Source organism: Flavobacterium sp. IB48, from assembly GCF_016405855.1.
Classification (GTDB): Bacteria; Bacteroidota; Bacteroidia; order Flavobacteriales; family Flavobacteriaceae; genus Flavobacterium; species Flavobacterium ginsengisoli.
Genome location: NZ_JAEFCA010000004.1, coordinates 557,543 through 576,291 on the forward strand (window position 1 = coordinate 557,543; position 18,749 = coordinate 576,291).

Sequence of the window (18,749 nt, forward strand, 5' to 3'; positions counted from 1 at the left end):
TTATTGAAATATAAAAAACAAATCCAGATGAATTAATCTGGATTTGTTGCTTTTAGGTCGGTTGTGTTTTTTAGAATTTTTTCTGCTAGATTGCTCATCCAAATCAGTTGCTCGATTACCATTTGGGCTTCTTGCATTTTTGCTTGACGCGTTTCTTTATCCAAATCATCATCTTCAGCTAAGCGTGTAAAATGTTTTCGTTTTAATTCCTCAAACTGTAATGTCACATCTTCTTTTTCAAAAAAAGTATCTTGTATTATAACTTCATTTCGTAAAATAGAAATCGAGTGATCTAAATTGGCTAGAATAGTCTTGATGATATAATTAAAAGAGTCAGAAGCAGAAGTCGTTTGATGCGATTGAATATAAGTTGACAATGACGCTAAAGCAGATAATAAAGAATGATTTAAAACCACCAGTTTATTTACCAAAGGCATTGTTTTTTGTTTTGATTTAGGTTCCTGCATCATACGTTGAAAAGAAGTCATTAAATTTCCTATTTCAACAAAGGCATTTTTTCGTGCTAAACGATACGAAGTTGGAACTTCTCCTTTTTTATTGTAAAAATCAGCAATTTCTTTTAGATAATTTCTATTCGCCCGAATTGTGTTTTCAATATGAATTGGCGTATTGATGAATTCCCAAGCTGGCCATAAAAACTGATTGGCAATGAAAGCTAAAATTGCTCCCGCAAGTGAATCTAATATTCTGTATTGAATTACTTCGTTAATGTCAGGTGTTAAAATTCCGTAGATGAAAACTACATACATTGTAACAAATGTTGCGCTTATTTTATAGTTGATTTGCGTAAATGAAATTCCGAGAAGCATACATACAATTGAAAAAATGCTCAGTGCAACGTGATTCTGAATAACAGATACAATTCCGAAAGCTAAAATTCCTCCTAAAACAGTTCCGAATATTCTGTTGTACGATCGCTCTTTTGTTAAACCATAGCCAGGGCGCATGATTACTACAATGGTCAGCAGAATCCAATAGACGTTTTGAAAAGGCAAAACTTGTCCGAGGAAAAAACCAATCAAAATAGTGATCGTTAATCTTATTGAATGCCTGAAAATCGAAGAAGAATAACTTAAATTCTCAATTAAAGTTCGTAACGGATAATATTGCGGAGTTAAGAATTTTTCTAGCTCTTTGTCTTGATCTTTCAGTTTATAAGATTGCATTGCCAAAGAAAGCGCACGCTGAATAGTTTTAATTTTTCCAACCTGATTTTTAGCATATTTCAGCATATTGGTTAGCATTAAAACACCCTCTGCAGCTTCTTCTTTTCCTAATGTTTTTTCATAGTCAAAAATGGCAAATTCAAGTGCATCCAATTCATTTTTCAAATCATGCTTATCGACATAAACACTGATATGATTGACATTTTTGGAGAGTTTTTTGAGGGTTGAAGCCAGTTTATAAGCGACATTTTGATAGGTTCTTAAAACATCAGGATGTTTGGCAAATTTCTGATGAAGTTTACTATGGTCAAAAGAAGTGTAAAGCGCCAATTCTTGAATTTCGACTAAAGTAATAAAAACCAAAAGCATTTTTCGGTTCTGGCTCGTTATTCCAGATGCATTCTGGTTTCCGATTAGCATTTTTCTTAAATCTTCATGAATTAGATTTAGTTCTACTTGAACTGCCAACTGTTTTTCAATAATTGCTTGCCTGTTAGCTTCTGGGCTCCATAAATCACCTCTTAATTTTAGATATTTAGCAGTAAGTTTTATTCCTTCTGCAATTTGTAATTCGACATATTTATATGGCTGTACAAAATGAAAAACAAGAGAAACTATAAGGTATAAAATTCCTCCAATAAAAATAAAACCAGAATATTCAAAAGCAGCCCAACCTTCATGCAAATGCCCAAAAGAAAGAGAAATAGATAATAAGGCAGAGAAAGAAATTAACGTTGCTCGCTGTCCATAAACCGAAATCATAGAACATAAAAACAACAGGAAGCCTAAAAATATATAAAAAAGAAGCGGATACGGATAAACGAGATTTACCAGTAGATTAACGCCCGAAACAATAAAAGAAGCAGCAATTAACCCTTTTATTTTATGACCAAGTGAACTCGGAATATCGCTGGGATAAGTATAGAAAGCACCTAATGCAATCGTGAAACCAATTTCAAAATGACCTAGAAAATTTAAAACCAAAACAGGAACAACAGAAGCGATAGTTACTTTAGAGGCATTGAGAAAGGAAGTGCTGTTTGTAAATTTCGAAATCTTATCAATCATAAAGAGAGGTTTACTAGCAAAGGTAAGAATTGTAGTAGTGATTTTGGCATAATTATGGATGAGATTTTTAACAGCTTGTAAAAAATACGATATAATAGATTATTAGAATCATTCTTGACTATTTTTTACTATTTTTGCCAGCTGAAATATCAGAACTTTAATTCTGTTTTTGCAGCACATAAAAACATAAATAAAAACAAATGATTTTACCAATTGTAGGATACGGTGATCCTGTTTTAAGAAAAGTAGGGCAGGATATTACACCAGAATATCCAAATCTAAAAGAAACGATCGCAAATATGTACGAGACCATGTACAATGCGTATGGGGTTGGACTTGCAGCACCGCAAGTTGGACTGCCAATTCGTTTGTTTGTCATTGACACAACGCCTTTTAGTGATGATGAGGATCTTCCTTCAGAGGAACAAAAAGATTTGAAAGGTTTTAAAAAGACTTTTATCAACGCTAAAATCGTTAAAGAAGAAGGAGAAGAGTGGGGATTTAATGAAGGTTGTTTGAGTATTCCTGATGTGCGTGAAGACGTTTACAGAAAACCAACTGTTACAATCGAATATTGTGAGGAAGATTTCGTTATGAAAACGGAAGTATTCGACGGATTAATCGCAAGAGTTATTCAACACGAATACGACCATATTGAAGGAATATTGTTTACAGATAAAATCTCATCTCTAAAGAAACGTTTAATCCAAAAGAAATTGAAAAATATTACTGAGGGAAAAACGTCTCAGGAATATAGAATGAAATTTTTTGCAGCTAAAAAAGCAAGATAAGTTTTCTAAATAATTGGAAACAAAAAAATAAATCAAATTCTTAATACTAATTTTAATAAAAATGAATTTAACGAAAATTTTAGCCATTTCAGGAAAACCAGGTTTATACGAATTAAAAGTACAAACTCGTACAGGTTTTGTGGCGGAATCATTAATTGATGGGAAGAAGATTACTGTAAATCTAAAAAGCAATGTAAGTTTATTGTCTGAAATTTCGATTTATACTTATGAAGGCGAAAAACCGTTAACTGAAGTAATGCAGCAGATTGCCGTTAAAGAAAATAAAGGACAAGCGATTTCTCATAAAGAAGACAATGCTACTTTGTCTGCTTATTTCAAACAAATTCTTCCAGATTATGACGAAGAGAGAGTTTATCCATCAGATATCAAAAAAGTATTAAACTGGTACAACACGCTTCAAGCTAAAGGTTTGGTTACAGATTTGGCTCCTGCAGCTGAAGAACCAAAAGAAGAAGCTCCAGTTGCTGAAGAAAAACCAAAAAAAGCTCCAGCAGCAAAAAAAGCAAAAGCTAAAAAAGAAGAATAGTAGTTTTTCTTTAATCATAAAATAATCCTGTTAAGATGTTTTCTTGACAGGATTTTTTAATTTTACAGAAATCGAGTTTAAATCAATAGAAAACTTCAAAATGAGCAGAGAAAATCAGTTAAAAGCATTTGAAAGATTATTAAATATCATGGATGAACTTCGTGAACAATGTCCGTGGGATAAAAAACAAACCCTGCAAACATTAAGACATCTAACAATCGAAGAAACGTATGAGTTGGGAGATGCTATTTTGGACAACGATTTAAATGAAGTCAAAAAGGAATTGGGAGATTTGATGCTTCATATTGTTTTTTACGCTAAAATAGGTAGTGAAACCAATGATTTTGATATTGCTGATGTCTGTAATGAAATCTGCGAGAAACTAATTCATCGTCATCCGCATATTTATGGAGATGTGAAAGTAGAAAATGAAGAAGAAGTAAAACAGAATTGGGAAAAACTGAAACTGAAAGAAGGAAAAAAATCAGTTTTAGAGGGCGTGCCAAGAAGCCTTCCTGCACTGGTTAAAGCAAGCAGAATTCAAGATAAAGTAAAAGGTGTAGGTTTTGACTGGGAAGAACCGCATCAAGTTTGGGATAAAGTGCAAGAGGAATTACAAGAATTACAAGACGAAGTAAAAACTGGAAATCAAGATAAAATTGAAGACGAGTTTGGCGACGTTTTGTTTTCTATGATTAATTATGCAAGATTCTTAAATGTAAATCCAGAAGATGCTTTAGAAAGAACCAATAAAAAGTTTATAAAGCGTTTTCAATACTTAGAAAGTAAAGCAAACGAATTAGGCAAACCATTAATGGATATGACGCTTACAGAAATGGATGTTTTCTGGAATGAAGCTAAAAAACTTTAGTTATCGGCTAATTTTTTTAAAGCGCGAACGTCTTTAAGCATAATTTTTTTGCCGACTAATTCTATTAATCCTAATTTATTAAAATCAGATAATAAACGAATGCAGCTTTCTGTTGCAGTACCAATGATGCCCGCAAGTTCTTCTCTTGTTAGTTGAACTTTAAGGGTTTTGTCGGTATCTTCTCCAAATTCATCATGCAGTTGCAATAAAGTTTCAGCAAGTCTCTGCTTAACTGTTTTTTGAACTAAAGCAATTTTTTCATTCTCAGATTCTTTCAAATCTTCACATACAGATTGCATCAGATTTAAAGAAAACTGATTGTTATTATTAAAAAAATTGATGATTTCGGTTTTAGGAATAAAACAAACTTCCATGTCGGCAATTGCTTTTGCAGTCAAGTTTGCCGGCTCATTACTAATCATAGAGCGTTGTCCAAGAAGTTCTCCAGATTTTACCAATTTTACAATTTGATCTTTTCCGTTTGCACTCAATTTTGAAAGTTTACCAACACCATCTTTTATACAAAAAACACCATTGGTTACTTCGCCTTCTTCAAAAATGGCTTCACCTTTTTTAATCTTGTAAGAGGTTTTACTGCTGGCTAATTTTATAACTTCTTCTTTGTTAAGGGCTTTTAATGAGCTTAGCTGGCGTACAATGCATTGATCACATTTATTCATGACAATATTTGTTTGCAGCAAAAATAAGGATATTTAAGGGTATAATTGACTATTATATGGTAAAAATATAATAAATTACGGTAGAGCTTAATTTAGACTGTTTTATTTTATTAAATTAGAATTCAATTTCAAGATTACATGACAATTATCATCTTAATAATTGTGCTTTAATTGGAAATTTGTGGCATATAAAAACAAGTTTATGAGGGAGCAAAGTTGTTTTCATTGTGGTTTAACTATTGAACAAAATGAAGAAATTGATTTTGATGATAAGAAGTTTTGTTGCACAGGCTGTAAAACAGTTTACGAAATTTTCAGCATCAATGACCTAACATCTTATTATGATTTTGAAAAGTCTCCGGGAGCCACACCGCAAGACATCAAAGGAAAATATGATTTTTTAGAAAATGAAACCATACTCGCAAAGGTTTTAGAATTTCAGGAAGGGAACACGTCAATTGTTTCGCTGAATATTCCACATATTCACTGCAGTTCTTGTATCTGGATTCTAGAAAATCTAAATCGTCTTCAGCCTGGAATAAGTATATCTCAAGTTAATTTCCACGAAAAAAAGGTTAGAATTACCTTCAATTCTGATGTGGTTTCTTTAAAAGAAATTGCATATCTTTTAAACTCAATAGGTTATGAGCCTTATATTAGTTTAGAAAATTATGGAACAGCAGAAGTAAAAGTAGACCGAAGTTTAACCTATAAATTAGGCGTTGCATTCTTTTGTTTCGGAAATATTATGTTGCTTTCATTTCCAGAATATTTCGAAATGAAAGAATTCTGGTTGGATAGTTACAAACCGTTTTTCAGATTACTGATTTTTCTTTTAGCATTGCCAAGTTTCTTATATTCAGCAAGCGGATATTATATTTCTGCTTACCACAGTATTAGAACCAGAATGCTTAACATTGATATTCCGATTGCATTAGGTATTATCGTGATGTTTATTCGCAGTACTTATGATATGCTAATGGATCACGGTCCCGGTTTTTTTGACAGTTTAGCGAGTTTAGTATTTTTTATGCTTCTTGGTAAAATGTTTCAAACTAAAACCTATAGTTTCCTAAGCTTTGAAAGAGATTTTAAATCCTATTTCCCGATTGCCGTTACTAAAATTAATAAAGATGCATCTGAAGATAATGTTGCTATTTATGATGTTTTAAAAGGAGATCGATTGTTGATTAGAAATCAAGAACTTATTCCTGTAGATGGAATTTTAATTAGTGAAAGTGCAGAAATAGATTATAGTTTCGTTACAGGAGAAGCTGTTCCAATTACTAAAAAATCTGGTGATAAAGTATTTGCGGGAGGAAAACAGATTGGGAAAGTAATAGAAATGGAAGTATTACATTCAGTTTCACAGAGTTATTTGACGCAGTTATGGAGTAACGAAATTTTTCAGAAAAAAGTAGATCAGAAACACAAAACCATAACAGATGCAATAAGCCGATATTTTACCCCCATATTATTGCTCATTGCATTTGCTGGTTTTGGTTATTGGATTTTTATAGATGCTAATACAGCTTTTAATGTTTTTACAGCGGTGCTAATCGTAGCTTGTCCTTGCGCGTTGGCGCTTACTGCTCCGTTTACTTTTGGAAACATATTACGAATTTTAGGTAAAAAGAAATTTTATTTAAAAAACGCCATTGTGATCGAGCAGCTCGCAAAAGTTGATACGATTGTTTTTGATAAAACAGGAACAATTACTACCAACAAAAAATCGAATATAGTATATGAAGGAAAGCCTATTTTAGATTCAGATGTTGTATTGATTAAGAGCGTATTGCGCGGTTCAAACCACCCATTAAGCCGAATGCTTTACGATTTTCTGCCAGATGCCAAGCGTATCGCTTTAGAAGAATTTCAGGAAATTACAGGTAAAGGGATTTTAGCAACTATTGAAGGAAAAGAAATTAAAATTGGTTCTGGACAATTTGTAAATGATATAGTTGCAGATGGTTCAGAAATTGAAAAAACGGCATTACATATTAAAATAGGAGAGATCTATTTTGGAAAATATACTTTCCAGAATCAATATCGCGAAGGCCTAGAAAAACTTTTTGCAAACTTGAGTAAAGAGTATCAAATTAAAGTACTTTCTGGTGACAATGATGGCGAAAGAGGAAACTTAGAAGCTATTCTGCCAAAAGGTACTGAGTTAATATTCAATCAAAAACCAGAGCAAAAACTTGAATACATAAAGAAACTTCAAGAAAAAGGACAAAATGTAATGATGGTTGGTGATGGACTCAATGATGCTGGAGCATTGGCGCAAAGTAACATCGGGATTTCTATTTCTGAAAATGTGAACGTTTTTTCTCCTGCATGTGATGCAATTCTTGATGCATCGGAGTTTTCACGTCTCAATTACTTTTTGAAGCTTTCACATAAAGCAATTTCTATTATAAAGATGAGTTTTGGCCTGTCATTGCTGTACAACGTTGTTGGACTTGCATTTGCGGTCACAGGAAACCTACTTCCGTTAGTTGCTGCTATCATCATGCCATTGAGCACGATTACGATTGTAAGTTTTGTTACTTTTATGTCTAACTATTTCAGTAACAGAAATTTAGAATGATTATAAATTATTAAAGAATATATTTTATTAAATTTAACATATTCTTTTTCTCTATGATAATTATCATATTTTATGCGCCCTTAACGAAGTAATTTTGTTAATATAAATCTAAGGTATGAGTGTTATTTATCTATTAATTTCAGTAAGTATTTTTGTGGCAATCTGTTTCTTTATTGCCTTTATCGTGGCTGTCAAAACTGGGCAATACGATGATGATTATACCCCCTCAGTCAGAATTCTTTTTGATGACGAAACCAAAATTAATTCCCAAAATAATAATTCACCAATCGAAGAAAAACAAGTATAATTATGGAAATGGAACAGTTTTATTACGACAACAAAATTGTAAAAAAATTCATTTACGCCACAATACTTTTTGGAGTTGTGGGTATGTTAGTGGGACTTACCTTAGCGGTAATGTACCTTTTTCCCAACATGACAGATGGGATTTCGTGGCTGAGTTACGGCCGATTAAGACCATTGCACACTAATGCAGTTATTTTTGCCTTTGTGGGTAATGCATTCTTTGCCGGTATGTACTACTCGCTGCAAAGATTGCTAAAAGCCAGAATGTTTAGTGATTTTTTAAGTAACCTTCATTTCTGGGGATGGCAGTTAATTATTGTAGCAGCCGCAATTACACTTCCGTTAGGTTATACTTCTTCTAAAGAATATGCAGAGCTAGAGTGGCCAATTGATATTGCAATTGCTTTAATTTGGGTTGTAATGGGTATCAATATGATTGGTACAATGCTGCGTCGCAGAGAACGTCACTTATATGTTGCAATCTGGTTTTATTTAGCAACATTTGTAACGGTAGCGGTATTGCATATCTTTAACAACATCGAAATTCCGGTTTCTGCTTTAAAAAGCTACTCTGTGTATGCAGGTGTTCAGGATGCGCTTGTGCAATGGTGGTACGGACACAATGCGGTAGCATTCTTCCTTACAACTCCATTCTTAGGATTAATGTACTATTTCGTTCCAAAAATTGCAAACAGACCTGTTTACTCATATAGATTATCTATTATTCACTTTTGGTCTTTAATCTTTATCTATATCTGGGCAGGACCACACCACTTATTATATTCTGCATTGCCAAACTGGGCTCAGAATCTTGGGGTTGCATTCTCAGTAATGTTAATTGCTCCATCTTGGGGAGGTATGATCAATGGTCTTTTAACATTAAGAGGAGCTTGGGATAAAGTTCGTGAAGAACCAGTTTTAAAATTCTTTGTTGTAGCGATTACAGGTTACGGTATGGCGACTTTTGAAGGTCCGATGTTATCTTTAAAAAATGTAAACGCTATTGCGCACTATACCGACTGGATCGTAGCACACGTACACGTAGGAGCTTTAGCTTGGAATGGTTTCATGTCATTTGGTATTATTTATTGGTTAATTCCAAGAATGACAAAATCAGAATTATTCTCTAAGAAATTGGCAAACTTCCATTTCTGGATTGGAACTTTAGGTATTATCGTTTATACAATTCCATTATATGTGGCTGGTTTCCAACAAGCGTCTATGTGGAAACAATTTAACCCAGACGGAACTTTAACTTATGGTAACTTCCTAGAAACAGTTACAGCGATTATGCCAATGTATTGGATGAGAGCTATCGGAGGGTCTCTTTACTTAATAGGTATGTTGACATTAGTTTACAACATTATCATGACAGTAAAAGCGGGTAATGCAATTGAAGATGAATTGGCTCAGGCTCCAGCTTTACAAACAATAAAAAGCAGTAGATTAAGTGGAGAGAAATTCCACTCATGGTTAGAAAGAAAACCAATTCAGTTAACCATTTTAGCAACTATTGCAATTTTAATTGGAGGTATTATTCAGATTGTGCCAACAATAATGGTAAAATCAAATATACCAACTATTTCAAGTGTAAAACCATACACACCTTTAGAGCTTGAAGGACGTGATTTATATATCAGAGAAGGTTGTGTTGGATGTCATTCACAGTCAGTTCGTCCATTTAGAAGTGAGGTTGAACGTTACGGAGTTCAATCAAAAGCAGGAGAGTTTGTTTACGACCATCCATTCTTATGGGGATCAAAACGTACAGGTCCAGATTTATTAAGAGTAGGTGGTAAGTATAATGACAATTGGCACTTTAACCACATGTGGAACCCGCAAAGTACATCTGCAGGATCAATTATGCCAGGATATAAGTGGTTATTTGATAATAAACCAATGGACATTTCATTGACGCAAAAGAAAATGCAGGCAATGATTTCATTAGGTGTGCCATATTCTCCAGAAGAAGTTGCTAATGCACAAAAAACTTTAAGAGAGCAGGCAGTTAAGATAGAAAAAAGCTTAGAAAGCGATCCTGATTTTGTTAAGAGTTATGAAGACAGCCGCAAAAAAGCTGCTGCAAAAGGTGAGAAATTCATTCCGATGAATGAAAGAGAAATCGTTGCTTTGATTGCTTATATTCAAAGACTTGGTACTGATATTAAAGTAAAAGAAACTAAATAACAGCATTATGTTTGAACAAATAAAACACAATATGGAAACAATATCGGGTGTAGAATTATACCCGATTATTTCCCTCTTGATTTTCTTCTTCTTTTTTGTAGGATTAGGTATTTGGGTATTCTCTTATAGAAAAGAAAAAATTCAAGAAATGAGTAATATACCTTTAGATGAAGGACTTAGTGTAATCACAAAAGATAGATAAAAATGAAAAAGTTTTTCCCAGTATATGTTAGAGTACCGTTGATTTTCTTCATCGTATTTGCTTTGATGGAATATTTTATAGACTCAGGCGATAAGCCAGCTTTTGTAAAATTCCCTATGGTTTCGCTCTTTTTATTTGTCTTTTTGTTTATTCTGATTGCCATCGAAATTACACTTAGTGCTGTAAATAGAGTGATGTATCAATTGCTATCGCCAGAAGAAAAAGCGCAAAAAGAACTTGAAGAAAGTTTAAGTTTCAAAGAAAGCACTTGGTTTAAAAACCTAATGCACAAATTGACTAAAACAGAACCAATTGAAAAAGAAGCCGACTTATTGATGGATCATGATTATGACGGAATCAAAGAGTTGGATAATAATTTACCGCCATGGTGGGTGTATTTATTCTACATCTGCATCATTTTCGGAGTTATTTATGTAGTTCGTTACGATGTTTTAGGAGCGGATGATCAGGAAATGGAGTTGAAAAAAGAAATGGCGCAGGCAAAAATTGATGTTGAAGAATATATGAAAACTGCTCCAGATTTGATGGACGAAAAAACAGTTGTTTTATTAACTGACGAACCAAGTTTAGCAGCAGGAAAAGAAATCTTTACAACAAACTGTGCCGCTTGTCACCGTGCCGATGCAGGAGGTCAGATTGGACCAAACCTTACAGATGATAAATGGATTTTAGGAGGAGGAATTAAAAACTTATTCCATACCATTACAAATGGAGGTAGAGATGGTAAAGGGATGATTGCCTGGAAAGGAACCCTTAAACCAAAAGAAATACAAAAAGTTGCAAGTTATATCTTGTCTTTGCAAGGAAGCAATCCTAAAGATCCAAAAGAACCAGAAGGAGAAGTTTGGGTAGACGATAGCGCTCCTAAAACCGATGCAGCTGCAACTACAAAAGATACCACAGAAGTTAAAAAATAATTAGAATATCATGTCAAATTTACCAGACGAAGCTTTTAGAGATACCATTGGAACAATAGATGAAGGTGGCAAACGAAAATTTATATTTCCTAAAAAACCGTCTGGTAAATTTTATGATTATAGAAAAATTGTCAGCTACGTTTTATTGGCAATTTTATTCATAAATCCGTTTATCAAAATAAATGGAAACCAGTTTATGATGTTCAATATCTTGGAACGTCGTTTTAATATTTTTGGATTTCCTTTTTGGCCACAGGATTTTTATCTCTTCGTAATCTCAATGCTTGTCGGCGTTGTATTTATAATTTTATTTACCGTTGTTTTCGGAAGAATATTTTGTGGCTGGATCTGCCCGCAAACTATTTTTCTTGAAATGGTTTTCCGTCGAATTGAATATTGGATTGATGGAGATCGTGGTGCACAATCTCGTTTAGCAAAGCAAGAATGGAATAGTGAGAAAATTAGAAAAAGACTAATCAAATGGACTATTTTCTTTTTAATCTCTTTCCTTATAGCAAATATATTCTTGGCTTATCTAGTAGGTAGTGATACTTTATTCTTAATGATTGAGCAAGGACCAGTTGTACAAGCTAGCAATTTTATCGCGTTGCTTATATTTACGGGTATTTTCTATTTCGTTTTTGTATGGTTTCGTGAACAGGTTTGTATCATTGCTTGCCCTTATGGAAGATTGCAAGGTGTACTTTTAGACAATAAATCTATTAATGTTGCCTACGATTTTGTTAGAGGTGAAAAAGAAGAAGGACGCGCAAAATTCAAAAAAAATGAAGATAGAGCATTAACGGGAAAAGGAGATTGTATAGATTGTCTTCAATGTGTTCACGTTTGTCCTATGGGAATTGACATCCGAAACGGTACACAGTTAGAATGTACCAACTGTACAGCTTGTATCGATGAATGTGACCATATTATGGAATCAGTAGGATTGCCAAAAGGTCTTATTCGTTATGCTTCTGAAGATGAAATTGCCAAAAAAGAACCTTTTAAATTTACTTCAAGAATGAAAGGATACACAGCTGTCCTCTTTATTTTATTGAGTATTTTTGTTGGAATGCTGTTTTTAAGAACAGATGTACAAGCGGTAGTTTTACGTTTACCAGGTCAGTTATTCCAGCATAATGGAGAAAAAATCAGTAATGTTTACACGTATAAAATTGTAAACAAAACAATGAAAGATTACAATGATATTCATTTCGAATTAATCGATCAAAAAGGAGAAATTAAGAATGTTGGAAAAAGACATTTTAAAGTTGCAAAAGAAGGAATTTCTCAAGGAACATTGTTTATTGAAATTGATGAGGTTTTATTAGAAAGTGATAAAACAAAAGTAAAAATAGGGGTTTACAATGGTTCTGAACTCCTAGAAACAACAACTACAAATTTCTTAGGACCACGAAGTTTTAATTAAAAATATACTATTATGAAATTGAATTGGGGAACTGGAATCGTCATTGCATTCGCATTGTTTATGACCTTTATTTTATATTTTGTGTTTGAAGTGCAGTCAAATTCTAAATACGATAATGATTTGGTTGTCGAAGAATATTACAAACATGATACACACTTTCAGGAAGAAATGGCGAGAATTCAAAATGCGCATGATTTGCAGCATAAGCCATCAATAAAATATACTGGAGACGGTGTTGCTGTTGTTTTTCCAGTAGGATTTGAAAGCAGTAAAGTGAAAGGAAATATTCAATTATATAGACCTTCAAACAAAAAATTCGACTTTAATACTCAAATTGCCTTAACTAATTCAGAAATCATTATTCCGCAGAAAAAATTAATAAAAGGACGCTGGGATGTGAATATGGAATGGCAGTATGAAGGCAAAAAATATCTCACTAAAGAAGTTATTTACGTAAACTAAATCAAAAATGTTATTCTCAGCTTTCTTTTTAGGTTTGATCAGTAGCCTGCATTGTGTTGGAATGTGTGGGCCAATTGCCATGATGCTTCCTGTAGATAGGCAAAATGAAGCCAAAAAGGTAACGCAGATTATGACCTATCATTTTGGTCGATTAACAGCTTACGCCACAATCGGATTGATTTTTGGATTACTGGGAAGAGGCTTTTTCTTAGCAGGATTGCAGCAGAAAATGTCAATTATTATTGGTGTAATAATGATTATTGTAGTTTGTATTCCTGAGAAAAAATTTGCTCAATACAACTTTTCTAAACCAGTTTATAAAATCATTTCAAAAGTTAAAGCCAATCTTGGAAGTCAGTTTAAAAATAAGAGCTACAAATCTCTTTTTACAATTGGTCTTCTAAATGGATTTTTACCATGCGGAATGGTTTATGTTGCTTTATTTGGGGCAATTGCTATGCAAAGTGCCACTTATGGCGTTCTTTACATGCTTTTGTTTGGAATAGGAACAATTCCGTTAATGACTATTGTGGTTTATGTCAATACATTATTGAAATTGCCATTTCGAAATAAAATTCAAAAGGCAATTCCTTATGTTGCAGTTATCATTGGAGTTTTATTTATCCTTAGAGGACTAGGATTAGGAATTCCGTATATTTCTCCTTCAAACATGAGTTTATTTGTGCAGCAGACTCCAAACTGCCACTAAGAAAAATATATTTAAAAGATTTTATACAGTCATCGAAAAGAGATTTGTTTCCGGTGACTTTCTTTTTAGATGCAAATCGAAAGCCATACAAATATTACGTACAAAAGGTCTTCCTTCTTCTGTAATTTTGATTTTGTTGTTTTCAATAACAATTAAATTATCATTTTCGATTTCTTTTAAAGCAATTAAAACCTCAGGAATTTCAGCAAAGTTTAGAGATTCTGCAGTCCAGGATGTTTCCAATTCGCAGGTTAAGTTCAGAATATGTTTTCTAATGATAAGGTCTTCATTGTTCAAAATATGACCTTTTACAACAGGAAGTCTATCAGATTCTATAATCTCATAATATTCTTCAAGGCTTTTAGTATTTTGTGCAAAACTATACCAGCTATCGCTTATAGAAGATACGCCAAGTCCAATCATAACTTGTGTTTTAGAAGCGCTATAGCCCATAAAGTTTCGATGAAGTTTTCTATTATGAGCAGCTTTGTACAAACTATCGTCTTCTAATGCAAAATGATCCATGCCAATTTCATGATAACCATTTTGAATTAGAAGTTTTTTTCCTATTTCATATAATTTTCTCTTTTCAGAATCTTTTGGAAGATTTTCATCATTAAAACCACGTTGTCCGTTTCCTTTTATCCAAGGCACATGTGCATAGCTGTAAAATGCTAGTCTATCAGGTTTTAATGAATTTGTTTTTTCTACTGTATCAATCACATCTTCGATGGTTTGAAACGGAAGTCCAAAGATAATATCATGTCCGATTGAAGTATAACCAATTTCTTTTGCCCAAAAAGTCACTTTAGCAACATTGTGAAATGGCTGAATTCTATTTATAGCTTTTTGAACAGTGGCAGAGTAATCTTGAACTCCAAAACTTACTCGGCGGAAGCCTAAATCATATAATTTTTTAAGCTGTTCGTATGTTGTGTTATTTGGATGCCCTTCAAAACTAAATTCATGATTTGCTGCTTTTACAGCATTCTTAAAAATCCCATTTATAAGGCTCTCCAGGTTTTCTTTTGAGAAGAATGTTGGCGTTCCTCCGCCTAAATGTATTTCTTTAATTACAGGTTTTTCAGGAAGTAAATCACAATACATTTTCCATTCTTTAAGAACTGCCTGAATGTATTTTTCTTCTACTGAATGATTTTTGGTAATACGTTTGTTGCATCCGCAGAAAGTGCACATGCTTTCGCAAAATGGTAGGTGGATATATAAACTGATTCCGTTCTTTGAATTGCTTTCTATGAATGATTTTTGTAAAGTAGTAATCCATTTTTCTGAAGTAAAATCAGATTCATTCCAATATGGAACCGTTGGATAACTAGTATATCTTGGACCTGGGACGTTGTACTTTTGAGTCAAAGAAATTTTCATAATAACGGATTTAGTTTATATCAAAATTAAAGCTTAAGGCGAAGACATAAAATGACAAATATCATAAAAACTGTAAAAAAAAAGAGACTCAAAATTGAGCCTCTTTATTGAATTAAATAATTAAAGTGATATAGAATCTTGGATGATTTTAAGCCATTTTTTCGCAAACTGATGATCTTGATAGACGCTAATTTGTTTGATGCGGTCATCATCAAAATCATAGAATGGAATTAATATTTTTTTGGATGTTTCTTTTTCTTGAAATTCAAAATCAATTTTGATAATTGTATCTGAACCAGCGTCTGTTGTCGGAATTAATTTGCTTGATGCAATTGTATTTAAGTCGACATATGTTGATTCTTGCTGATTTGGATTGAAATTCATTAAAATGAACTTATTGTTTTTTTGATCAATTGTCAAAGTCTTATTGTTGATTGATTCTGTCAAATCAAAATCTTCTGGATGATTTGGGTTGAATCGTTTCTTGATATTTAAAATTCTTGATTTACTTGCCGCAGATGAACGTGCAGAAAAATATACAGGGATTGCAACAATAATTAAAATTACAATACCCATTATTGTGGTAGTAGTTTCCATAATGTTTTTAATGAAATAAATAAATGATATTCAAAGCAGTTTTCGGTTTGAAAACAGTTACTTAAGTGCTTGAAGAATAAATTCTCTAAGGGGAAATCAAATATTTATTTACCAGAAAAAATGGAAAGCATAGAGTATGACTGAAACCTTTTTACATTGAGTAGTAAAGAGTTTAGTGTATGCTGTAGTATGAGTAACGGTTTGATGTTGCGGTATTAGCGGTAAAAGCGTATCAAAACATTTAATTATTCCGGTAGGATTTGTTTTGATATTTGCCGCAAACTGGTAACTTCCCTGAGGTTGAATAAATGCTGACGAATCGGGAATGTCTTTACAGAAGTTGGTATCGGATTTTTCTGTTTCAATTATACGCGTAGAAGCTTGGTCTGCTTGATAGGCAAACAATCCTGCTAACAAAAGCGTAATTAAAACAATGGTTTTACGAATCCAATTCATGTCGGCGAATTTAAGTCATAAAACGCAATTAAAGAAATTTTATAGAATTAATTAACACTCAAAAAAAAGTCCTCAATAAAATGAGGACTTAAGGCGTTATTGTTGCATTTTAAAATAGTAATCTGCCGAGTGTTTACCGCTTCCGTAGAATAGGAAAAAGATGCAGACAAATAAAACGATTAATGCTAAAACTAAACTTTCAGAGTGCATTTTTCCCATAAAGTTAATGAGAACTGCACCAAATAAGATTGGTAATTGTGCTGCAATAGCCCATCTGGTTAAAAGTCCAAAAATAATCATTATACCACCAATCATATGGGCTGGAGCAATGTAATGTAGCATAAACATACCTCCGCCATACTTATCAATAGGGGAAATCAAATCATGCAGGTATTGAATATTGGTGACGAAAGAGACACCTTTCATAAATAAGAATCCACCCAAAACAATACGTACTAAATCAACTGGTAAATAAGTGTGCGAATTTGCCCATTTATTCAAACTTTTTACATTTTCCATGATGTTGTGTGATTAAAAATTATATACTAAGTTACTAATTTTTAATCAGATATTTATTTTTAACTCCTTGAAAATAAGTTTTTTGCTTTTTATTTAACGTATTGTTGAGAATTCTTAAATCGTTAGACCTGAATGACTCCTAGATTAAATGGTTTTTGAATAGGAGCGTGGTTTGCAGCTTCGATTCCCATCGAAATCCAATTACGAGTTTCTAATGGATCAATGATTGCATCTGTCCATAATCTTGAAGCAGCATAATAAGGAGAAGTCTGCTCATCATAACGCGCTTTTATTTTATTGAATAATTCTGTTTCTTTTGCTTCATCAACTTTTTCTCCTTTCGCTTTAAGCGAAGAAGCTTCAATTTGAGCTAAGACTTTTGCGGCTTGAGTTCCGCCCATTACAGCGAGTTCTGCACTTGGCCAAGCAAATATTAATCGAGGATCATAAGCTTTTCCACACATAGCATAATTTCCTGCTCCGTATGAATTTCCGACTATAACAGTAAATTTAGGAACAACTGAATTACTTACCGCATTTACCATTTTAGCTCCGTCTTTAATAATTCCGCCATGTTCAGATTTTGAACCTACCATAAAACCAGTAACATCCTGCAAAAATACCAACGGAATTTTTTTCTGGTTGCAATTGGCAATAAAACGAGTTGCCTTATCTGCACTATCAGAATAAATAACACCGCCAAACTGCATTTCACCCTTTTTGGTTTTAACAACTTTCCTTTGGTTGGCAATAATTCCGACAGCCCAACCATCAATTCTGGCATAACCTGTAATTAGAGATTGTCCGTAACCTTCTTTATAAGCTTCAAATTCTGAATTATCAACCAAACGTTTGATGATTTCCATCATATCGTATTGTTCGCTTCTCGCTTTTGGAAGGATTCCGTAAATATCATTTGGTTCTAAAGCAGGTTTTTCTGCTTTGATTCGGCTGTAACCAGCTTTATCAAAATCACCAATTTTATCTACAATATTTTTTATTTTATCTAAAGCGTCTTTGTCATCTTTGGCTTTATAATCGGTTACGCCCGAAATTTCGCAATGTGTTGTTGCACCACCTAAAGTTTCATTGTCTATAGTTTCGCCAATTGCCGCCTTTACCAGATAACTTCCTGCAAGGAAAATACTTCCTGTTTTATCAACGATTAAGGCTTCGTCACTCATAATGGGAAGATAAGCGCCGCCGGCAACACAGCTTCCCATAACGGCCGCGATTTGGGTAATTCCCATACTGCTCATTTGAGCATTATTTCTAAAGATACGTCCGAAATGCTCTTTATCAGGAAAAATTTCATCTTGCATTGGCAGATAAACTCCTGCGCTGTCTACAAGATAAATAATTGGAAGCCTGTTTTCCATTGCAATTTCTTGCGCACGAAGATTTTTCTTTCCTGTTATAGGAAACCATGCTCCAGCTTTTACTGTTGCATCATTAGCAACAACAATGCATTGTTTTCCTTTGATGTAACCAATTTTTACCACAACACCTCCCGAAGGGCATCCGCCGTGTTCTGGATACATTCCTTCGCCAGCAAAACCTCCAATTTCAATACTTTTTGAATTTTCATCCAATAAATAAGCAATTCTTTCGCGAGCTGTCATTTTTCCTTCAGCATGCAGTTTTTCGATTCTCTTTTCGCCTCCACCTAATTTTACTTTGGCAAATTTTTGTTTTAGTTCTGAAAGAAGTAATTTATTGTGATCTTCGTTTTTATTGAAGTTTAAATCCATGATATAGTATTGATTTTATAAAATAGTGTTGGCTAATTTACAAAATCAATTGAAATAAACCGATTGCTTTGTG

At 33.3% G+C, this 18,749-nt stretch carries 18 protein-coding genes; 11 read left to right on the plus strand and 7 right to left on the minus strand.

Annotation, left to right across the window (positions count from 1 at the left end; all coding sequences use genetic code 11):
* Positions 1-32: 32 nt before the first annotated feature.
* Positions 33-2,255, minus strand: a complete 2,223-nt coding sequence (locus JC605_RS15955; protein ID WP_198857141.1) for an FUSC family membrane protein — start codon at positions 2,253-2,255, stop codon at positions 33-35.
* 200 nt (positions 2,256-2,455) lie between these two features.
* Here JC605_RS15955 and def point away from each other — a divergent pair, with 200 nt between their 5' ends.
* The 3 genes from def to mazG all read left to right on the plus strand — a co-directional run bounded on the left by def (position 2,456) and on the right by mazG (position 4,464).
* A complete protein-coding gene (gene def, locus JC605_RS15960) occupies positions 2,456-3,046 on the plus strand; it encodes a peptide deformylase (RefSeq protein WP_008462650.1) in 591 nt (196 codons plus the stop codon).
* 61 nt (positions 3,047-3,107) lie between these two features.
* Positions 3,108-3,593 (plus strand): DUF5606 domain-containing protein, encoded by a 486-nt coding sequence (locus JC605_RS15965; RefSeq protein WP_095930921.1) that lies wholly within the window; start codon positions 3,108-3,110, stop codon positions 3,591-3,593.
* A 100-nt stretch (positions 3,594-3,693) separates the two neighbouring features.
* Positions 3,694-4,464, plus strand: coding sequence for a nucleoside triphosphate pyrophosphohydrolase (mazG, locus tag JC605_RS15970; RefSeq protein ID WP_198857142.1), 771 nt, complete (start codon positions 3,694-3,696; stop codon positions 4,462-4,464).
* On the opposite strand, the gene JC605_RS15975 is transcribed toward mazG, so the two are convergent.
* Positions 4,461-5,144, minus strand: a complete 684-nt coding sequence (locus JC605_RS15975; RefSeq protein ID WP_198857143.1) for a Crp/Fnr family transcriptional regulator — start codon at positions 5,142-5,144, stop codon at positions 4,461-4,463. The two genes, mazG and JC605_RS15975, sit on opposite strands and share 4 nt — an antisense overlap.
* A 202-nt stretch (positions 5,145-5,346) precedes the next feature.
* On the opposite strand from JC605_RS15975, the gene JC605_RS15980 reads away from it, so the two are divergent.
* The 8 genes from JC605_RS15980 to JC605_RS16015 all read left to right on the plus strand — a co-directional run bounded on the left by JC605_RS15980 (position 5,347) and on the right by JC605_RS16015 (position 13,967).
* Positions 5,347-7,734, plus strand: coding sequence for a heavy metal translocating P-type ATPase metal-binding domain-containing protein (locus tag JC605_RS15980; protein WP_198857144.1), 2,388 nt, complete (start codon positions 5,347-5,349; stop codon positions 7,732-7,734).
* A gap of 115 nt (positions 7,735-7,849) precedes the next feature.
* Positions 7,850-8,041 carry a cbb3-type cytochrome oxidase assembly protein CcoS gene (gene ccoS, locus JC605_RS15985; protein ID WP_198857145.1) on the plus strand — a complete coding sequence of 64 codons (192 nt, stop codon included), beginning with the start codon at positions 7,850-7,852 and terminating at the stop codon, positions 8,039-8,041.
* A 2-nt stretch (positions 8,042-8,043) separates the two neighbouring features.
* Positions 8,044-10,227: a cytochrome-c oxidase, cbb3-type subunit I gene (ccoN, locus tag JC605_RS15990; RefSeq protein ID WP_198857146.1), complete on the plus strand. Its 2,184-nt coding sequence runs from the start codon at positions 8,044-8,046 to the stop codon at positions 10,225-10,227.
* Between the two features lie 7 nt (positions 10,228-10,234).
* On the plus strand, positions 10,235-10,429 hold the full coding sequence (locus tag JC605_RS15995; RefSeq protein WP_111378528.1) for a CcoQ/FixQ family Cbb3-type cytochrome c oxidase assembly chaperone: 195 nt from the start codon (positions 10,235-10,237) through the stop codon (positions 10,427-10,429).
* A 2-nt stretch (positions 10,430-10,431) separates the two neighbouring features.
* Positions 10,432-11,367, plus strand: a complete 936-nt coding sequence (locus tag JC605_RS16000; protein WP_198857147.1) for a cbb3-type cytochrome c oxidase N-terminal domain-containing protein — start codon at positions 10,432-10,434, stop codon at positions 11,365-11,367.
* A 10-nt stretch (positions 11,368-11,377) separates the two neighbouring features.
* A complete protein-coding gene (ccoG, locus tag JC605_RS16005) occupies positions 11,378-12,796 on the plus strand; it encodes a cytochrome c oxidase accessory protein CcoG (RefSeq protein WP_198857148.1) in 1,419 nt (472 codons plus the stop codon).
* A 12-nt stretch (positions 12,797-12,808) separates the two neighbouring features.
* Complete coding sequence (locus tag JC605_RS16010; RefSeq protein ID WP_198857149.1) at positions 12,809-13,258, plus strand: FixH family protein; 450 nt, start codon at positions 12,809-12,811, stop codon at positions 13,256-13,258.
* Between the two features lie 7 nt (positions 13,259-13,265).
* Positions 13,266-13,967 carry a sulfite exporter TauE/SafE family protein gene (locus JC605_RS16015; RefSeq protein ID WP_198857150.1) on the plus strand — a complete coding sequence of 234 codons (702 nt, stop codon included), beginning with the start codon at positions 13,266-13,268 and terminating at the stop codon, positions 13,965-13,967.
* Positions 13,968-13,988: 21 nt separating this feature from the next.
* Here the strand turns inward: JC605_RS16015 and hemN are convergent, their stop codons facing one another.
* From hemN to JC605_RS16040, 5 genes are all read right to left on the minus strand, one after another.
* Positions 13,989-15,353 (minus strand): oxygen-independent coproporphyrinogen III oxidase, encoded by a 1,365-nt coding sequence (hemN, locus tag JC605_RS16020; RefSeq protein ID WP_198857151.1) that lies wholly within the window; start codon positions 15,351-15,353, stop codon positions 13,989-13,991.
* 120 nt (positions 15,354-15,473) lie between these two features.
* Positions 15,474-15,950, minus strand: a complete 477-nt coding sequence (locus JC605_RS16025; RefSeq protein WP_198857152.1) for a hypothetical protein — start codon at positions 15,948-15,950, stop codon at positions 15,474-15,476.
* A 108-nt stretch (positions 15,951-16,058) separates the two neighbouring features.
* Positions 16,059-16,406 carry a hypothetical protein gene (locus JC605_RS16030; RefSeq protein WP_198857153.1) on the minus strand — a complete coding sequence of 116 codons (348 nt, stop codon included), beginning with the start codon at positions 16,404-16,406 and terminating at the stop codon, positions 16,059-16,061.
* A 96-nt stretch (positions 16,407-16,502) separates the two neighbouring features.
* On the minus strand, positions 16,503-16,925 hold the full coding sequence (locus JC605_RS16035; protein ID WP_198857154.1) for a DoxX family protein: 423 nt from the start codon (positions 16,923-16,925) through the stop codon (positions 16,503-16,505).
* Positions 16,926-17,047: 122 nt separating this feature from the next.
* Positions 17,048-18,676, minus strand: coding sequence for an acyl-CoA carboxylase subunit beta (locus JC605_RS16040; protein WP_198857155.1), 1,629 nt, complete (start codon positions 18,674-18,676; stop codon positions 17,048-17,050).
* Between the last annotated feature and the right edge of the window lie 73 nt (positions 18,677-18,749).